The sequence below is a fragment of the Klebsiella sp. KTE92 genome (genome assembly GCF_000398905.1).
Taxonomy (GTDB): Bacteria; Pseudomonadota; Gammaproteobacteria; order Enterobacterales; family Enterobacteriaceae; genus Klebsiella; species Klebsiella variicola.
In genome coordinates this window covers 3,533,842-3,551,680 of record NZ_KB976100.1, presented here as the reverse complement: position 1 = coordinate 3,551,680, position 17,839 = coordinate 3,533,842, and the positions used below count along the sequence as shown (strand labels likewise).

Here is a 17,839-nt window from a genome sequence, read left to right as displayed (position 1 = left end):
TGCTATGTGAATATACTAGCTTCGCTTGTTCTTTATAAACATTCTTTTCAAGAAATTGAGCTTACGCTTGATTCGTTATTAAATGAAAAGAATATCGATAAACTAGTTATAGTGGATAATGGTTCTTTTTGTACCTGGTTGGATGATTATAAGCACGATAAAGTTGATGTCATAAGATTAACTGATAATGAAGGTTTTGGCGCAGGGCATAATAAAGTTTTTGAACATTATAAAAACCAATGTAGTTATTTTTTGATTTGTAATCCTGACATTTACTATGCTCAGGGCGAGGTTGATAAACTGTTTTCCTTTTGTAAGGAAAATTCGGTCGACCTTTCAGTCCCTAAAATCATATATCCAAATGGTGCATTGCAATATGCGACAAAGCTATTGCCGGCACCATTTCAACTTTTCGGACGTCGATTTCTCTCATCATTTTTTCCCAACATAAATAATGAGTATGAATTGCGTAACGCTAATTTTAATGCTGCATTCTACGCGCCATCGATGTCAGGATGTTTTATGATGGTGAGCAATAACGCCATTCTACAAGTTCAAGGTTTCGACCTTCGATTCTTCATGTATTTAGAGGATGTCGATTTTTCGCGCCGTATCAGTGCGGGGAATTTTAATGTTGTTTATTGTCCTGATTCTACAGTCGTTCATCTATCGCAAAGAAAATCATATCACAGCTTTAAATTCCTGTTTTATCATATGACCTCTGCGATTAAATATTTCAATAAGTGGGGTTGGTTTTTTGATAAAGAAAGACAACAACTCAACAAACGTTGTCTTTCATCATTACCCACCAGATCGGAATAATGGCTTGTAACATGAGTTAATGGTAAACAAAAGGCAGATTTGAGGACAAATCTGCCTTTTATATTTGCGGAATTAACTAGTACTAATATTACTTATGCCGTGCTCTTAAATTATCAATCACTTCCCCGAGATCCAGCCCCTGGTCCTGCAGCAGCACCAGCAGGTGGTACATCAAATCCGACGCCTCATTCTTCAGCTCGAAGCGGTCGTTCACCGTGGCGGCCAGCGCGGTCTCCACGCCTTCTTCCCCCACTTTCTGCGCAATACGCTTGGTGCCGCTGGCGTACAGCTTCGCCGTGTAGGAGCTCTCCGGGTCGGCGTGCTTACGCTCGGCCAGCAGCTGCTCCAGCTGATAGAGGAACAGCCACTGGTGGCCGGTTTCGCCGAAGCAGCTGGTGGTGCCTTTATGGCAGGTCGGTCCGATCGGGTTCACCAGCACCAGCAGCGTATCGTTGTCACAGTCCGGCGTGATGCTCACTACGTTGAGGACATTGCCCGAGGTTTCACCCTTGGTCCACAGTCGCTGTTTGGTGCGTGAGTAAAAGGTGACCTTGCCGGTGGCTTCGGTTTTCTCCAGCGCCTCCTTGTTCATGTAGCCCAGCATCAGCACTTCGCCGGATACGGCGTGCTGCACGATGGCCGGCATCATGCCGTCCGTTTTTTCCCAGTCCAGCTGTTCAGTCAACATACCCTTATCTCCACGCCCTGTGCCGCCAGGTACGCTTTCAGTTCGCCAATATTAATAATCTGTTTGTGGAATACCGAGGCCGCCAGCGCGCCGTCAACGTTGGCGTCGCGGAAGGCTTCGAGGAAGTGTTCCATGGTGCCCGCGCCGCCGGAGGCGATCAGCGGGACATGGCACACCGCGCGAACCTTCGCCAGCTGCTGCAGGTCGTAACCGTTGCGCACCCCGTCCTGGTTCATCATATTGAGGACGATCTCGCCCGCGCCGCGCTTCTGCACTTCCTCCACCCAGTCGAGGGTTTCCCACTGCGTCACCCGGGTGCGGCTCTCGTCGCCGGTATACTGGTTGACGTGATATTTGCCGGTCTCTGCATCAAACCAGGTATCAATCCCCACCACAATGCACTGCACGCCAAAGCGGTCGGCAAGGCGGGTGATCAGCGTCGGGTCGGCGAGAGCAGGGGAGTTAATCGAAATCTTATCGGCGCCGAAGGAGAGGATCTGCGACGCGTCTTCCAGCGATTTGATCCCGCCGGCCACGCAGAAAGGAATGTCGATCACTTCCGCCACGCGCGACACCCAGCTCTTGTCGACCACCCGACCGTCGCTGGAGGCGGTGATATCATAGAACACCAGTTCGTCGGCCCCTTCGTCGGCATAGCGCTTGGCCAGCGGGACGATGTCGCCAATGATCTCGTGATTACGGAACTGCACGCCTTTCACTACCTGGCCGTCGCGGACGTCGAGGCAGGGGATTATCCGTTTTGCCAGCATTGAATGGCCTCCGTTACGTTGAATTTGCCTTCCAGCAGCGCGCGACCGACAATCACGCCGCGCACCCCGGTGCCGCGCAGCGCGGCAATATCATTAAGATCGCCGATGCCGCCGGATGACTGAAACGCCACCTGCGGGTAGCGGGCGCAGACTTCCTCGTACAGCGAGACGTTAGAGCCTGCCAGGGTGCCGTCGCGGGAGATATCGGTGCACAGCACATGCTGCAGGCCGACCGGCAGATAACTCTCCACCAGCTCCTCCAGCGTCACGCCGGAGTTTTCCTGCCAGCCGCTGACCGCCACCTGCTTGTTGCCGTCGGCGTCAATGCGCACGTCGAGCGCCAGCACCAGCCGTTCAGGGCCAAAGCGTTTAAACCAGCCTTTCACTTCCTCCGGGGATTTCACCGCGGTGGAGCCGACCACCACGCGGGCGACGCCGGCCTCAAGCAGGGCCGCGACATCCGCTTCGGTCCGCACGCCGCCGCCAACCTGTACCGGGACGTCAACGCCGGCGACCAGCGATTTCAGCAGCGGGATCTGGCGTTTCGCCGGGTCCTTCGCCCCGGTCAGGTCGACCAGGTGCAGGACTTCCGCTCCCTGAGCGGCATAGGACTGCAGGCGCGGCAGCGGATCGCTGCCATAGTCGCGCTGCTGGCCGTAATCGCCCTGGTGGAGACGAACGACGGTGCCGTCGATTAAATCTAAAGCAGGAATAATCATCACATCTCCAGGAAGTTTTTCAGCAGCTGCGCCCCGGCGCTCCCGGAGCGCTCCGGGTGGAACTGCACGCCAAAGAAGTTATCTTTCTGCACCGCGGCGGTGAACGCCTCGCCGTAATTGCACTGGGCGATGGTATACGGGTTGACCGGCATGGCGTAGCTGTGCACGAAGTAGAAATACGCGCCTTCTTCAATGCCGCGGAACAGACGATCGCCTGCTTTGGCATACACCCGGTTCCAGCCCATGTGCGGCAACGGCAGACCGTGGTCGGTCATCTTCGGCACCTCTTCTTCGATAATGCCCAGCAGATCGACGCCGTTGTTCTCCTCGCTGCGCTTGCCGAGCAGCTGCATGCCCAGGCAAATCCCCAGCACCGGCTGGGTACAGGCTTTGATCAGGTCGATCAGATCGCGGTCGCGCAGCTGGTCCATCGCCGCCTGGGCGGTGCCGACGCCGGGAAGAAACAGTTTATCGGCACGCAATACCACCTCCGGATCGCGGCTGACCACCGGCTCATAGCCGTGGCGGCCAATCGCCGATTTCACCGAATTGAGGTTGGCGCACCCGGTATCAAGGATCACCACATTCATCACAGCACCCCTTTGGAAGACGGCAGGGCATCGCCCTGGACGCGGATCGCCTGGCGCAGCGTACGGCCAAAGGCTTTGAACAGGCTCTCCACGCGGTGGTGATCGTTCTTGCCCTTGGTTTTCAGGTGCAGGGTCACCGCCATGGTGTAAGAGAGCGAGCGGAAGAAGTGTTCCACCATCTCGGTGCTCAGATCGCCGACGCGCTGATAGGTGAAGTCCGCCTTATACTCCAGGTGCGGACGGCCGGAGATATCCAGCGCGCAGCGGGCGAGACACTCGTCCATCGGCAGCACGAAGCCGAAGCGGTTGATGCCGCGCTTGTCGCCAAGCGCCAGCTTCAGGGCTTCGCCGAGGGCCAGGCCGGTATCTTCCACGGTGTGATGATCGTCGATGTACAGATCGCCGCCGACGTTGATCTCCATGCGGAAGCCGCCATGGGTGGCGATTTGGTCGAGCATATGGTCAAAAAAGCCGACGCCGGTGTGGATCTTGCTGCCGCCTTCGCGGTCCAGCCACACCTTCACGTCCACCTGGGTCTCTTTGGTGATGCGCTCGACGTGGGCATAGCGGTCGCGGCGGGTCAGCTGCTCGCTGATGGTCGGCCAGTCCAGGGTCTCACGGTCATAGCGCAGGCCGGTAATCCCCATGTTATCCGCCAGCTCAAGGTCGGTGGCCCGGTCGCCAATCACATAGCTGTGGCTTTTATCCAGTACGCCGTCTTCCAGCCACGGCAACACCAGCTGCGTTTTCGGTTTGCGGCAGGCGCAGTTGTCGCCCGGGAAGTGCGGACAAATCAGCACCTCTTCGAAATTGACGCCCTGCGAGGCGAAGATCTGCATCATCAGGTTGTGCGGGCCATCAAATGCTTCCTGCGGCAGACTGTCGGTTCCCAGGCCATCCTGGTTGGTGATCATCACCAGCTTATAGCCTTCCTGCTGCAGCTTCAGCAGCGCCGGGATCACCTGCGGCTCAAACGCCAGCTTGTCGAAACGGTCCACCTGGAAATCCACCGGCGGTTCGGAAATCAGGGTGCCGTCACGGTCAATAAAGAGATACTTCTGGGTCATACATTCTCCGCAGTCAAGGCGTCAATCACGCGCTGGCTCTCGGCACGGGTACCGATAGTGATACGCAAACAGCCGCTCAATGAAGGTTGTTTATTCTGGTCACGTAAGATAATGCCCTGATCCCACAAAGATTTAAACACTGCGCTGGAGGCGGTTATCCGCGCCAGAACGTAGTTCGCCTCGGAATCGAAGACCTGCTCCACGCAGGCGATGCCGCGCAGCTGTTCCACCAGGTAGCGGCGCTCGTCGAGGATCTGCGCCACGCGCTGGCGCATCGCCGTGATGCCTTCCGCGCTCAGGGCCTGGGCGGCGATATCGGCCACCGGCGTGGAGAGCGGATACGGAGCGATCACTTTCAGCAGCACGTTAATCACCTCGGCGTTGGCGAGGGTGAAGCCGCAGCGCAGGCCGGCAAGGGCGAAGGCTTTGGACAGCGTGCGCAGCACCACCAGGTGCGGATAGTCGCTGAGCCAGCCGGCGAGCGTCGCCTGCGGGCAGAATTCAATATAGGCTTCGTCGGCGACCACGATGGCTTTATCGCGAGTCATCTCCAGCAGGTCGCGTATCGACTGCGGATCGATGATCTGACCGGTCGGGTTGTTCGGGCTGCAGACAAAGACCACCTTCACGCCGTCCAGCTGCGCCTCGATGCCTGGCAGGTCGAGCTGCCAGTCGGCGAGGGTCGGCACGGTGCGGCATTCGACGCCGATGGTCTCGGCGCTGACGCTGTACATGCCGTAGGTGGGCGGGCAGTAGAGTAGCGCGTCTTTGCCGGGCTCACAGAAAGCGCGGATCAGCAGCTCAATCCCTTCGTCGGCGCCGCGGCTGACCAGCACCTGCTCCGGTTTGACGTCGGCGTAGCGGGCGTAGCTCTCGATGACTGCCTTCGGCTGCGGCTCCGGATAGCGGTTCATCGTTTGCGCGGTAAGCTGGAAAGCCACGGCGGTCGGGAATTCGTTGGCGTTCAGCCAGACGTCGCCTTTGCCGCCCAGACGGCGAGCGGATTGATACGGGGTCAGCGCACGGACGTTGGCGCGGGCTAAATCTTCAATGCTCATGCTTGCTCCTTCAGGGCGGCAACGCGCAGCGTTACGGCGTTTTTGTGGGCGTCAAGGCGCTCGGCGGCGGCCAGGATCTCAATCGTTGAGGCGAGGGCGGCAAAGCCGTCGCGCGACAGCTCCTGCACGGTCATCCGCTTCTGGAAGTCGGCCAGGCCGAGGCTCGAACAGGTGGCGGTATACCCATAGGTCGGCAGGACGTGGTTGGTGCCCGAGGCGTAATCACCCGCGGATTCCGGTGACCAGTCGCCGAGGAAAACCGAACCGGCGCTGGTGATGCTGTCCACGAGCTCGCGGGCCTGACGGGTCTGAATGATCAGGTGCTCCGGACCATACTGGTTGGAGATAGCCACGCACTGCGCCAGGTCGCGGGCCACGATGATCCGGCTGGCGGATAGGGCCACGCGGGCGGTTTCCGCGCGCGGCAGGGCGGCCAGTTGGCGTTCGACGGCCTCAGCGACGCGGCTGCCGAGGTCGGCGTCCGGGGTCAGGAGGATCACCTGCGAGTCCGGGCCGTGTTCCGCCTGCGACAGCAGGTCGGAGGCGACAAAGTCCGGGGTGGCGCCGCTGTCGGCGATCACCAGCACTTCCGACGGACCGGCCGGCATGTCGATGGCTGCGCCGTCCAGACGCTGGCTGACCTGACGTTTGGCTTCCGTGACGTAAGCGTTACCCGGGCCAAAGATTTTATCCACCTTCGGCACCGACTCGGTCCCGAGGGCGAGGGCGGCGATAGCCTGGGCGCCGCCGACGTTAAAGATGGTTTTCACGCCGCACAGCTGCGCGGCATAGAGGATCTCATCGGCGATCGGCGGCGGCGAGCAGAGCACCACCTGCTGACAGCCGGCGATGCGCGCCGGCGTCGCCAGCATCAGCACCGTTGAGAACAGCGGCGCCGAGCCGCCCGGAATATACAGCCCGACGGAGGCGATAGGGCGGGTGACCTGCTGGCAGCGCACCCCCGGCAGCGTTTCGACATCCACCGCCTGCAGCTGTTGCGCGTTGTGGAAGGTCTCGATGTTTTTCACCGCCACCGCCATCGCCTGCTTCAGCTCGTCGCTGAGGCGTTCGCCGGCGGCGGCGATCTCCGCCTCGCTCACCTGCAGCGCGGCGACGGTGGTTTTATCAAACTTCGCGCTGTATTCGCGCAGCGCCGCGTCGCCGTTGGCTTTGACGTTATCGAGGATCTCCGCCACCGTTTTACTGATGCTGTCGGAGGCGGAAATCGCCGGGCGCGTTAAGAGTTGTTGCTGTTGGTCTGCGCTACAGCTGTTCCAGTCGATGATTGTGTTGAAGCTCATGATTGTTTTCCCCTGTGTGTCCCGTGACCGGCTGGCCGATTACTCCATCATCTTCTCAATCGGCAGCACCAGAATGGAGCTGGCGCCCAGCGCTTTCAGTTTTTCCATGGTCTCCCAGAACAGGGTTTCGCTGCTGACCATGTGCATCGCCACGCGCTGCTTGTCGCCTGCCAGCGGCAGAATAGTCGGACGCTCGGCGCCCGGCAGCAGGGCAACCACTTCTTCCAGGCGTTCGGTCGGAGCGTGCATCATGATGTATTTCGACTCGCGGGCCTGGATCACGCCCTGAATACGGGTCAGCAGGCGGTCAATCAGCTGCTGTTTGGCGTCGGCCATCTCGCCGTCTCGCTGGATCAGGCAGGCTTTGGAGCGGTAGATCACTTCCACTTCGCGCAGGCCGTTGGCTTCCAGGGTGGCGCCGGTGGAGACGAGGTCGCAGATGGCGTCGGCGAGGCCGGCGCGCGGCGCCACTTCCACGGAGCCGTTCAGCAGACAGGATTTAAAAGAGATACCTTTTTGATCGAGGTAGCGCTTCAGCAGGTGCGGGTAAGAGGTGGCGATGCGTTTGCCGTCCAGCGCCGCCGGGCCGTTCCAGGCTTCATCCACCGGGGTCGCCAGCGACAGGCGGCAGCCGCCGAAGTCGAGACGACGCAGGGTGAAGTAGCGCGGGTCTTCGCCCTGAGCGCGGCGGCTGAGCAGCTCTTCTTCCAGCACGTTTTCGCCGATAATGCCGAGGTCGACAACACCGTCCATCACCAGGCCCGGGATATCGTCATCACGCACGCGCAGAATGTCGATTGGCATATTTTCCGCCAGCGCAATCAGACGCTGGGTGTGCAAATTGACTTTAATGCCGCAGCGGCTGAGTAATTCGCGTGAATCTTCGCTTAAACGGCCTGATTTCTGAATAGCTATGCGTAAACGGGTGTTGTCTAACATTGTTCTTTTCCTCTGAATACCTGTCTGAATCTGTCCGAATTTGGTCCAAAAAAAAGCCCCCGGAAGTGAATCTTCCGGGGGCTCTCTGCGCGTTCATGCACCACTGGAAGATCCAAATGTCTTCCAGCACACATCGCCTGAAAGACTAGTCAGGATGATGGTGATGATGGTGGTGTTTAAATTGAACGCGGTTCATAAAAATTCTCTGTGAATGACTATGCATTTGATGTCCTTTAACCTAAACCACTTCCGCCGCAGAAAGCAAGGGCTTTTTTCTATCATTAATTCATTTCACATTGAGCGAAGAAATTGTCAGTTGCCGCTGGCTGGCGTAGCCTGTAATCAGCACAGCGAAAGAGTCAGGAGCCTGGGATGAAAAAGGTCGCGATAGTCGGTTTGGGATGGCTGGGAATGCCGCTGGCGCTGTCATTGATGGCGCGAGGCTGGCAGGTCACCGGCAGTAAAACCACGCAGGATGGCGTGGAGGCGGCGCGGATGTGCGGGATTGACAGCTATCCGCTGCGCCTGGAGCCGCAGCTGGTCTGTGATACCGAGGACCTCGACGCGCTGATGAACGTCGATGCGCTGGTGATCACGCTGCCGGCCCGGCGTACCGGGGCGGGAGAAGGGTTTTATCTGCAGGCGGTGCAGGAGATTGTCGATACCGCGCTGGCGCACCATATTCCGCGGATCGTCTTCACCAGTTCCACCTCGGTGTATGGCAACGTCAATGGCACGGTGAAAGAGAACTCCCCGCGTCTGCCGCAAACCGCCAGCGGGCAGGTGCTCAAGGAGCTGGAGGACTGGCTGCACAACCTGCCGGGAACCTCGGTGGATATTCTGCGTCTGGCCGGGCTGGTGGGGCCTTCCCGTCATCCGGGACGTTTTTTTGCCGGCAAGTCGGCGCCGGATGGCCAGCACGTGGTCAATCTGGTGCATTTGCAGGATGTGGTGGCCGCTATCGAACTGCTGTTGCAGGCCCCGAAGGGCGGGCACATCTATAATCTATGTGCGCCCCGCCATCCGGCGCGTGGCCTCTTTTATCCGCAAATGGCCCGTGAACTGGGGCTGCCGCCGCCGGTGTTCAGCGACAGCCCGGACGGCGGCCAGGGCAAGATTGTGGATGGCAATCGTATCTGCAATGAGCTGGGGTTTGAGTACCAGTACCCCGATCCGCTGGTGATGCCGATGGAGTGATCTACCAGCGGTGATTCGCATACCGTAAGGGGGTAGCGATGAAACCACTGCTGGATGTCCTCGTGATCCTCGACGCGCTGGAAAAAGAGGGGAGCTTTGCCGCCGCGTCGGCAAAGCTCTTTAAAACGCCCTCGGCGCTGAGCTACACCATTCACCGGCTGGAAAGCGATCTCAATATTCAGCTGCTTGACCGCAGCGGCCACCGCGCGCGCTTTACCCCCACCGGACAAATGCTGCTGGAGAAAGGGCGGGAAGTGCTGCATATCGCCCGCGAACTGGAGATCCGGGCGGTCAAGCTGCAGCAGGGGTGGGAACACACCCTCCGCCTGGCGGTGGACTGCACTTTTCCCGTGACGCAGCTTTCGCCGCTGATTGCCGCATTTTATCAACAACAGCCGCTGACCCGGCTGCACTTCACGCAGAACCCCTCGCTGCTGGACTGGCGGCCGCTGACCGACGGGCAGGCCGATCTGCTGCTGGGCGCCCTTGGCGAGCCGCCGCCGCTGAGCGGTTATGACTATCTCCCCCTCGGCGAGCTGGAGCTGCTGCTGGTGGTTTCCCCGCAGCATCCGCTGGCGCGACACCGCGCTCCGCTGAGCTGGCGGACCCTGCGCCGTTATCGGGCGGTGGCCACCGGCGAGGGCGGGGCGCTGCTCAGCGATCAGGAGACCCTGACGGTGTGTGACGCCGCGGGGCATCTGGCGCTGCTGCGCATGGGGCTGGGCTGGGGCTGTCTGCCGCGTTACCAGGTGCAGGGGCTGCTGGAGAGCGGCGAGCTCATCAGCATGGCGGTTCGCGGGCTGTCGCCCCGCCAGCATGCCTGGATCGCCTGGAATGACGCCACCTGCGGTTTGGCCAGCAAATGGTGGCGGGAAATGCTATTAGCAAATAGTGCTATTTTTACAATTTATCATACGGAAATCGTATAGATATTAGCACGTTAAAAAATACGCTTACGCAATGAACTTCATAACATCTTGTCAACGCCGTTGAATTTGTTGCAAAATATGCGGCCTGAAAACCAGAGACTAGCCGACGCTTTTTTTAAAAGTGTCGGTTATTTTTTTGGTCGAAAGACACATCATTCAATACCAAGAGGCCGGGCTTCGTACCGGATAGATATTTACTAAAAACCGACAGTCGTTGTCGCTGAGGAATAGAAAGAAATGGGGCAATTTTTTGCTTACGCGCTGGCGTTCACCGTAAAAGGGGATAACTATGTCGCATAACGCTACTCCAAATACCTCTCGCGTGGAATTACGTAAAACACTTACGTTAGTTCCGGTTGTAATGATGGGCCTGGCCTATATGCAGCCGATGACGCTGTTCGATACGTTTGGTATCGTCTCTGGTATGACCGACGGTCACGTGCCGACGGCCTACGCCTTTGCGTTAATCGCCATTCTGTTTACTGCCCTGAGCTATGGCAAGCTGGTACGTCGTTACCCTTCTGCCGGCTCGGCGTATACCTATGCGCAGAAATCCATCAGCCCGACCGTTGGCTTTATGGTGGGTTGGTCCTCGCTGCTCGACTACCTGTTCGCGCCGATGATCAACATTCTGCTGGCGAAAATCTATTTTGAAGCGCTGGTGCCTTCGATTCCGTCGTGGGTGTTTGTTATCGCGCTGGTCGCCTTTATGACCGCCTTTAACCTGCGCAGTATTAAATCCGTCGCCAACTTCAACACCGTGATCGTGGTGCTGCAGGTGGTGCTGATTGCCGTTATTCTCGGCATGGTGATTTATGGCGTGTTTGAAGGCGAAGGCGCCGGTACGCTGGCCAGCAGCCGTCCGTTCTGGTCCGGTGACGCGCACGTGATCCCGATGATTACCGGGGCGACGATCCTGTGCTTCTCGTTTACTGGCTTCGACGGCATCAGCAACCTGTCTGAAGAGACCAAAGATGCAGAGCGCGTCATCCCGCGGGCGATCTTCCTGACCGCGCTGATTGGCGGCCTGATCTTCATCTTTGCCACCTACTTCCTGCAGCTGTACTTCCCGGACATCTCGCGCTTTAAAGATCCGGATGCGTCACAGCCGGAAATTATGCTCTACGTAGCAGGTAAAGCCTTCCAGGTTGGCGCGCTGATCTTCTCCACCATCACCGTGCTGGCGTCCGGTATGGCGGCGCACGCTGGCGTGGCGCGTCTGATGTACGTGATGGGCCGCGACGGCGTGTTCCCGAAAAGCTTCTTCGGCTACGTTCACCCGACCTGGCGCACCCCGGCGATGAACATCATCCTGGTCGGCGCTATTGCGCTGCTGGCGATTAACTTCGACCTGGTGATGGCGACGGCGCTGATTAACTTTGGTGCGCTGGTGGCGTTTACCTTCGTTAACCTGTCGGTGATTTCGCAGTTCTGGATCCGTGAGAAACGCAACAAGACGCTGAAAGACCACTTCCAGTATCTGTTCCTGCCGATGTGCGGCGCCCTGACCGTTGGCGCGCTGTGGGTCAACCTGGAAGAGAGCTCGATGATTCTGGGTCTGATCTGGGCCGGTATCGGTCTGGTCTATCTGGCCTGCGTGACCAAAAGCTTCCGCAACCCGGTGCCGCAGTACGAAGATGTGGCCTAAGGCATAGCGTGATGTAAATGAGAAAAGCCGGAGGGAAACCTCCGGCTTTTTTTTCGTTTGGCCCGGTGCGATATCTTTTGCCCGGCGGCGCTGCGCTTGCGCGGGCCTACGGTGATGGTTAACCTTCTGAAATTTAATGGTTATGTAGGCCGGGTCAGGCGCAGCCGCCACCCGGCAATATGTTGGGCACGGAAACGACGACCGGACGGTTCCCTCTCCCTCCGGGAGAGGGTTAGGGTGAGGGGAAGCACTGCAGTGTGGTTGTTTATGTTATCTGTGGCTTCAGCGCACATTGCGCTCCCGGTTAGTCTTCTGCGTTATATCTCTCATGGCGCAGGGAGCGCACAGGGGGCGGCCAGTCGCCGCCACCCCCTGTACCCCCGGGCTCCGGCCGGCAAAATCGCCACTGCGTGGTACCTTCGACTTATCCCTGCAGGCTTCGGGTCGGGCCGAGGCAGCGTCCCTGCAAAACACGGCCCTCAGCCCGCATCCATGCGGGCTGCCCCGGCCTGCCGGGAACGTCTCAGCGATTTTGAGGCCGCCAGCACCGGCAGTTTCAGCGGCCCTTGATCCAGTGGTGATTTGGGGTTGTAGGCTGGGTAAGCGAAGCGCCACCCGGCACAAAAGCGGCTCCGCGCCCGCTGTCCTTGCCCGGCGGCGCTGCGCTTGCCGGGCCTACGGTGATGGTTAACCTTCTGATATATAAATGGTTATGTAGGCCGGGTAAGCGAAGCGCCACCCGGCAGAAACTCGCGTAAAGGGGTTAAATGCGTGTGTGGTTGGGTCAGCCGCAGGGGGAGCTGCGGCTTGTTTATTGCGGCGGCGGTTCGAAGCAGAGGCTGCGCTCCAGGCATTCGTCGCAGCTCGGCGATCGGCAGACAATCTCCCCCTGCGACTGCAGGCAGCGCTGGCGGTAAAAGAACTTTTTCCAGCGCATATGGTGGACGTTCTGCACCACCAACTGCGGAAAGCAGTCGCTCATCAGCCGGCCCAGTTCCGCCCGCGAATCGAGTCCCAGATCCTCCCACAGATGGTTAAACGCCAGCGCCACCTCGGCAACGATCTGCGCCATCGGTGCAGCCCCCGGCGCCATCCACTCCGTCAGCCACTGCCCCAGCTGCCGACGCTCTTCGTCGCGGGTGGCATTCAGCTCGGTCATCAGCCGACGGCGGCTCAGCGTCGCGCTGTCCAGCGGCGTCGCCACCTCGCCCAGCCGCTGTTGCAGCGCCCGCCACGCTCCGGGAGTCAGCCCCATCCGCAGCGGAAAGCAGCCTTTTCCGGCGTGATACAATCGCCACAGGCGGGTCAACCAGTCGACGGGCGCCATCAGGCGACCCCCTGACGCAGACGCGATGCCGCCAGGCTCTGGCGCCGCCGCTGCCACCAGGCAGGCAGCACCTCGGCGACCGAACGCCACGCGCCGTCCACCTGCGGCTCAATGCCCTGCAATTCCAGTTGCTGCCATGGCGTATGGCCGATACGCACGCAGAACACCGCTTTCACGTCGGCGAGCAGCGCCAGCAGCGCCGCCAGTCTGGCCTCGTTCTCCTGTGGATCACACTCCTCTTCGCCGCGGCAATATTTTGGCGTAAAGCGCTCGCCCACCAGCACCATACCGGCGGCCGACAGGCTGTAGATCGAGAAGCGGTCGGCATGGCCAAAATGACAGTCAATGACCTCGCCGTGGCGGGAGGCCACGGCCACCAGACAGGCGTCATCCGCGTCCGACTCCCCCTGCGTAGCGAGGCTGGCATGAAGTTCGGCGCGCTGGTGGAGGATGGGCAGCCAGTCGGGGAGGCTGTCCGGGTCCGGCAGCCGGGTGAACTGCTGGCTGCGATCTTCGCCCAGCATGCCGATGGCGTCGGCACGGCACTGATGGCAGTGGGTCATCTGCGGCATCACCTCCCCGCACTGGCTGCGGATCGCGGCGAGCATCCCGGCGTCCGGCTCCGGCTGGCCGTTGAGACCAAAAACCGTGCCGTGCTCCGGTCTGGCAATCAGCGGCATAATATTGTGAATAAACGCGCCGCTTTCCCGCAAACGACGGCCGACCTCGGCCATGCCACCGTCGTTGATCCCCGGGATCAGCACCGAGTTTATCTTGACCAGCACTCCCGCGGCGGTCAGCCTGCGGACTCCTTCAAGCTGGCGGGCAATCAGGATCTCCCCGGCTTCCCGGCCGCAGTAGCGTTCGCCGTCGAGCCACAGCCAGGCATAGATTTGCCCGGCGATATCGGCATCCAGGGTATTGATGGTCACCGTGACGTGATCCACGCCGACCTCCAGCAGGCGATCGACCGCGTCGGGCAGCATCAGCCCGTTGGTTGACAGGCATAATTTGAGATCCGGAAGCTGGTCGCGGACCAGCTCCAGGGTGCGGAAGGTGCGGGTCATATTGGCCAGCGGATCGCCGGGCCCGGCTATGCCGACCACCGACAGCTGCGGGATGGCCTGGGCCACCTGGCGCACTTTCAACACCGCCTGCTCGGGGGTCAGCAGCGTCGATGACACCCCGGGACGGGACTCATTGCTGCAGTCGAATTTACGGTTGCAGTAGTTGCACTGCAGATTGCAGGCCGGGGCGACCGGAAGATGCATCCGGGCGAAACGGTGGTGCCCGCTGCGGGAGTAGCAGGGGTGCGCGGCGACCTTGTCGGCCACCCGCGGCGCTAACGCGCTGGCGTCCGCCGACTGACAGGCGTTACCGCCGGAAAAAGAAGAGCAGGAAGTCATGGTCGTACCTTCATGGTTGGGCGATACCTTCCTGCTGCAAACGACGTACCAGAGACGAATTTTTTATCTGGCTGAAAAATAAAGCATTATCCCGCATCCCTACGGCACAACATTGTCGCGTTCCTGCCGCACTGACGACAATGTCCTGAACCTGACACCGCGGCCTACAGACGCGGCAGGGTGATATCCATGATCTGGATCCGGTAAGCGACCTGGCGCGGCGTCATCCCCAGTAGCCGTGCCGCCTTGGCCTGCACCCAGCCGGCTTTTTCCAGCGCGGCGATCAGTCGCTGACGTTCGTCCAGGCTGTTGTCCAGCCAGCTGTCTTCCGCTGGCCCGCTGGCAGGCAGGGCTTTGGCGGGACGATCCTGGTGAGTGAAGAGGATCACGTCGCGATCGATCAGGCCACTCTCCGACATCACCGCCGATCGTTCGAGGCAGTTCTCCAGTTCGCGAACGTTACCCGGCCAGCTGTACTCCATCAGCAGGCGGATCGCGCCCTCGCTGATCCGCAGCGTGCGCCCCTGATGCTGGCCGATTTTGCGTACCAGGAAGTGCGCCAGCTCGGCGATGTCCTCCTGACGCTCGCGCAGCGGGGGCAGGGCGATGGGCATCACGTTCAGACGATAATAGAGATCCTCGCGGAAATGGCCCAGCCGGACCTCCTCCTCCAGGTGACGGTTGGTGGCGGCGATGATGCGGACATTCACCCGCAGGGTCTCATCGCCGCCGACCCGCTCCATCTCCCCCTCCTGGAGGATACGCAGCAGCTTGGCCTGGAACGAGGCGCTGCTTTCACCAATCTCATCGAGGAACAAGGTGCCGCCATCCGCCAGCTCAAAACGTCCTTTACGCTGACGCACCGCCCCGGTAAAGGCGCCTTTCTCATGGCCGAACAGTTCGCTTTCCAGCAGGGTGTCCGGCAGCGCCGCGCAGTTAAATTTGACGAAGGCGGCGCCAGCCCGTGGCGAATGGTGATGGATGGCATTGGCGATCAGCTCTTTCCCGGTGCCGCTTTCGCCGCGCACCAGCACGGTGGTGTCCCAGCGCGAAACCTGACGGATCACCTCCACGATCTGGCGCATCGCCGGGCTCTTGCCGACCATATTGTCAAGGCCCACGCCGCGGGACGACGAGCAGGCCGGCGGCCGTTCCACCTTCGGCGGCTGGCGGCTCGACAGGGCGGGTGAGGCCGGAAGGATCATCAGCCGGATGGTCTGGGCGACGAGGTTGGCGACGGTTTCGAGAAAACGGGTGCAGGCCGGCAGCCGCTCTTCCTGGCGCGCCATCGGCTGGGCCGCCAGCACCCCTATTGGCCGGGCGTTGGGCCCCATCAACGGTACGGCGATAAACGGCAGATCGTAATCGTAGAGGCTCAGGCGGTCGAGAAAACGCTGATCGTCGGCGACCCGGGGCAGCACCAGCGACTGCCCCTGGGCCAGCACGGTCCCCACCAGTCCCTCGCCGGGGCGATAGCGGATCTGCGTGCTGCCGGGGAGGGGCTGCTGGCCGGTTTGCTGCAGCGCTTCGATACTGAGGATCTCCTGCTCGCTGTCGTACAGGCAGATCATCCCGTGCTGCATAAAGGCATCGTTGTGCAATACGCTGAGCACCTCCTGCAACGTTTTGCTGGCCTCGGTGGCCCGGCTCAGCACCACGCTTATCCGCTGCATGGCGGTGAACTGCTGAGAGAGGTCGAAGCGTCTGACGGTGGTGTCCGGCTCGGATTCAGGGATCATGCTTCACCTCCGGTCAGGGTGTTAAACAGCGGGAAACGCAGGGTCAGGCAGGTGCCGCCCTGCGGTCGGGAAGCCAGCTCAATGGCCCCGCGATGGTGCGCCACCAGGGTCTGGATCAGCCTTAGCTCCATGCCTTTACCCGGCGAGTTCAGCGCGTCGGGGGAGTGGGCGTAGCGCACCTGCAGCAGCGGTACGTTGTCAGTCAGGTACAGCGACAGCCAGCCGTCGTTCTCCTCGGCATAGAGCTGCATCGCCAGCGGCACGGAGGGCAATTCGGCGGCGAGGGCCAGGGTGCGGTCGAGCCACAGGCTTAAGCACGCCAGCAGCGGGGTGCGCTGGCCAAAGCCGATCAGATGCGGTGAGGCCATGTCGACCTGCAGCCCGTCGGGATCGAAGCGGGTACGGTAGAGGGCGCACAGATCGTCGAAAAAGGGCTGCAGCGGCCAGACGGCGGGGTTTTCGAGTTCCAGCGATGGGCGACAGCGCTGGAGCCGCGCCATCGCCTCTTCCCCTTCACGCCAGGCGGCCTCCAGCGCCACGTTCCCGCTTCCCTCGCCGTTCAGCCGACGGGCTGCCGCCAGCATATTAATCGGGCAGTTCAGCTGGATCAGCGCGGCGTCCAGCGACTCGCGGATCGCCGCCAGCAGCTTGCCGGCGGTCATTTGCTGCTTCAGCCGGTCAAGGCGCCCTTGCTCCTGCTGCTGACGCTGCTGGGTACAGTCGGCGATCACCACCAGGGTCCGCGCCAGCGCGCTGTCGATAAAGTAGCGGCTGGCCTCTTCGCTGACGCCGGGCAACGGCCAGCAGGTCACTGACAGCCAGCGCGCGGCCCCGCGGAGTGCCACCGGCAGGATCGCCTCCACGCCGGGCGTCATCCGGCCAGGGGAGACCTGCAGCTCGGTGAGCAGCTCCCGGCCGCCGCAGTCAGCGCAGAAGGTTTTGTAGGCGAGGTTGTCCATCACCACCCGATCCTGCTCGTCCACCACTACCACGGCGGCGGGGATATTATTCAGCACCGCCTCCATCAGGGTCATATGGTTGCGCAGCCGCTGCTCGAGGGTGTAGCTGACGCTGATATCCCGCTGCATCGCCAGATAATGCTCCAGTTCCCCTTGCGGGCTAAGCACCGGGGTGATGTCAATCTCCACCAGGTACAGGCTGCCGTCCCGACGCTGATTAATCAGCTGGCCGCGCCAGGGCTGACGCTGGAGCAGGGTATGCCACATCTCCTGATAGATCTCGCGCGGCGTCTGGCTGCTGGCCAGCAGGCGCGGGTTCTGGTTTAACAATTGCGCCAGTGAATAGCCGGTCTGGCGGCAAAACGCCGGGTTGGCGTAAATGATCCTGGCGCTGGCATCGGTGAGGGATATGGCCACCGAGGCCTGTTCCACCATGGTAAAAAACAGCCCCGGATGTTGTTGAGTCAGCGCGCCGGCGATGGCCTCCGGTGCGGCGTTATCGAGCATCATATTCAGGGTCATCGCAAACTCCTGTGTCGCAGTTATGACAAATTGTCCGACACCGTGCGCGAAACGCGGCGGGGTAAGCCGAACCTGGATAACCATGCAAAGTGTGCGCCCTTATCGGAACGACCACGCGAAACATTGATCCGACAGGGGGAAAATTCACGGATTTTTAC

General features: G+C 60.4%; 18 protein-coding genes and 1 other annotated feature. Of the genes, 5 read left to right on the top strand and 13 right to left on the bottom strand.

The window, feature by feature from the left end:
• Nucleotides 1–6 precede the first annotated feature (6 nt).
• Entirely contained in the window at nucleotides 7–822 is an 816-nt protein-coding gene (locus A1WC_RS26470) for a glycosyltransferase family 2 protein (protein WP_016161461.1), read from the top strand.
• Nucleotides 823–910: 88 nt separating this feature from the next.
• On the opposite strand, the gene hisIE is transcribed toward A1WC_RS26470, so the two are convergent.
• The 9 genes from hisIE to hisL form a co-directional block, all read right to left on the bottom strand.
• The gene (gene hisIE / locus A1WC_RS08715) at nucleotides 911–1,510 is read right to left on the bottom strand and encodes a bifunctional phosphoribosyl-AMP cyclohydrolase/phosphoribosyl-ATP diphosphatase HisIE (RefSeq protein ID WP_016161460.1); all 600 of its coding nucleotides are present in this window, start codon (nucleotides 1,508–1,510) and stop codon (nucleotides 911–913) included.
• Entirely contained in the window at nucleotides 1,504–2,280 is a 777-nt protein-coding gene (hisF, locus tag A1WC_RS08720) for an imidazole glycerol phosphate synthase subunit HisF (protein ID WP_016161459.1), read from the bottom strand. The genes hisIE and hisF overlap by 7 nt, the downstream gene beginning before the upstream one ends.
• Nucleotides 2,262–2,999: a 1-(5-phosphoribosyl)-5-[(5-phosphoribosylamino)methylideneamino]imidazole-4-carboxamide isomerase gene (hisA, locus tag A1WC_RS08725; RefSeq protein WP_004200373.1), complete on the bottom strand. Its 738-nt coding sequence runs from the start codon at nucleotides 2,997–2,999 to the stop codon at nucleotides 2,262–2,264. Before hisA ends, hisF begins: the two co-directional genes overlap by 19 nt.
• On the bottom strand, nucleotides 2,999–3,589 hold the full coding sequence (hisH, locus tag A1WC_RS08730; RefSeq protein ID WP_008804113.1) for an imidazole glycerol phosphate synthase subunit HisH: 591 nt from the start codon (nucleotides 3,587–3,589) through the stop codon (nucleotides 2,999–3,001). The genes hisA and hisH overlap by 1 nt, the downstream gene beginning before the upstream one ends.
• Nucleotides 3,589–4,656, bottom strand: coding sequence for a bifunctional histidinol-phosphatase/imidazoleglycerol-phosphate dehydratase HisB (gene hisB, locus A1WC_RS08735; RefSeq protein WP_008804114.1), 1,068 nt, complete (start codon nucleotides 4,654–4,656; stop codon nucleotides 3,589–3,591). The genes hisH and hisB overlap by 1 nt, the downstream gene beginning before the upstream one ends.
• Nucleotides 4,653–5,714, bottom strand: a complete 1,062-nt coding sequence (hisC, locus tag A1WC_RS08740; protein WP_016161458.1) for a histidinol-phosphate transaminase — start codon at nucleotides 5,712–5,714, stop codon at nucleotides 4,653–4,655. Before hisC ends, hisB begins: the two co-directional genes overlap by 4 nt.
• Nucleotides 5,711–7,015, bottom strand: coding sequence for a histidinol dehydrogenase (gene hisD / locus A1WC_RS08745; RefSeq protein ID WP_016161457.1), 1,305 nt, complete (start codon nucleotides 7,013–7,015; stop codon nucleotides 5,711–5,713). The genes hisC and hisD overlap by 4 nt, the downstream gene beginning before the upstream one ends.
• Before the next feature lie 39 nt (nucleotides 7,016–7,054).
• Entirely contained in the window at nucleotides 7,055–7,954 is a 900-nt protein-coding gene (gene hisG, locus A1WC_RS08750; RefSeq protein WP_002912152.1) for an ATP phosphoribosyltransferase, read from the bottom strand.
• 47 nt (nucleotides 7,955–8,001) lie between these two features.
• Nucleotides 8,002–8,124 (bottom strand) — a sequence feature (His leader region).
• Nucleotides 8,100–8,150, bottom strand: coding sequence for a his operon leader peptide (hisL, locus tag A1WC_RS27550; protein ID WP_004899375.1), 51 nt, complete (start codon nucleotides 8,148–8,150; stop codon nucleotides 8,100–8,102). It overlaps the preceding feature by 25 nt.
• A gap of 176 nt (nucleotides 8,151–8,326) precedes the next feature.
• Here hisL and A1WC_RS08755 point away from each other — a divergent pair, with 176 nt between their 5' ends.
• The 4 genes from A1WC_RS08755 to plaP all read left to right on the top strand — a co-directional run bounded on the left by A1WC_RS08755 (nucleotide 8,327) and on the right by plaP (nucleotide 11,728).
• Nucleotides 8,327–9,151, top strand: coding sequence for an SDR family oxidoreductase (locus A1WC_RS08755; protein WP_008804116.1), 825 nt, complete (start codon nucleotides 8,327–8,329; stop codon nucleotides 9,149–9,151).
• Nucleotides 9,152–9,189: 38 nt separating this feature from the next.
• Entirely contained in the window at nucleotides 9,190–10,080 is an 891-nt protein-coding gene (locus A1WC_RS08760; protein ID WP_016161456.1) for a LysR family transcriptional regulator, read from the top strand.
• A gap of 237 nt (nucleotides 10,081–10,317) precedes the next feature.
• Nucleotides 10,318–10,380, top strand: coding sequence for a membrane protein YoeI (gene yoeI / locus A1WC_RS28555; RefSeq protein ID WP_096335043.1), 63 nt, complete (start codon nucleotides 10,318–10,320; stop codon nucleotides 10,378–10,380).
• Nucleotides 10,370–11,728, top strand: a complete 1,359-nt coding sequence (gene plaP, locus A1WC_RS08765) for a putrescine/proton symporter PlaP (RefSeq protein WP_004148994.1) — start codon at nucleotides 10,370–10,372, stop codon at nucleotides 11,726–11,728. Before yoeI ends, plaP begins: the two co-directional genes overlap by 11 nt.
• Nucleotides 11,729–12,539: 811 nt before the next feature.
• On the opposite strand, the gene A1WC_RS08770 is transcribed toward plaP, so the two are convergent.
• From A1WC_RS08770 to nifL, 4 genes are all read right to left on the bottom strand, one after another.
• On the bottom strand, nucleotides 12,540–13,055 hold the full coding sequence (locus A1WC_RS08770) for a nitrogen fixation protein NifQ (protein WP_016161455.1): 516 nt from the start codon (nucleotides 13,053–13,055) through the stop codon (nucleotides 12,540–12,542).
• The gene (nifB, locus tag A1WC_RS08775; RefSeq protein ID WP_016161454.1) at nucleotides 13,055–14,461 is read right to left on the bottom strand and encodes a nitrogenase cofactor biosynthesis protein NifB; all 1,407 of its coding nucleotides are present in this window, start codon (nucleotides 14,459–14,461) and stop codon (nucleotides 13,055–13,057) included. The genes A1WC_RS08770 and nifB overlap by 1 nt, the downstream gene beginning before the upstream one ends.
• Nucleotides 14,462–14,625: 164 nt before the next feature.
• On the bottom strand, nucleotides 14,626–16,200 hold the full coding sequence (nifA, locus tag A1WC_RS08780; RefSeq protein WP_016161453.1) for a nif-specific transcriptional activator NifA: 1,575 nt from the start codon (nucleotides 16,198–16,200) through the stop codon (nucleotides 14,626–14,628).
• Complete coding sequence (gene nifL, locus A1WC_RS08785) at nucleotides 16,197–17,681, bottom strand: nitrogen fixation negative regulator NifL (RefSeq protein ID WP_016161452.1); 1,485 nt, start codon at nucleotides 17,679–17,681, stop codon at nucleotides 16,197–16,199. The genes nifA and nifL overlap by 4 nt, the downstream gene beginning before the upstream one ends.
• Nucleotides 17,682–17,839 lie beyond the last annotated feature (158 nt).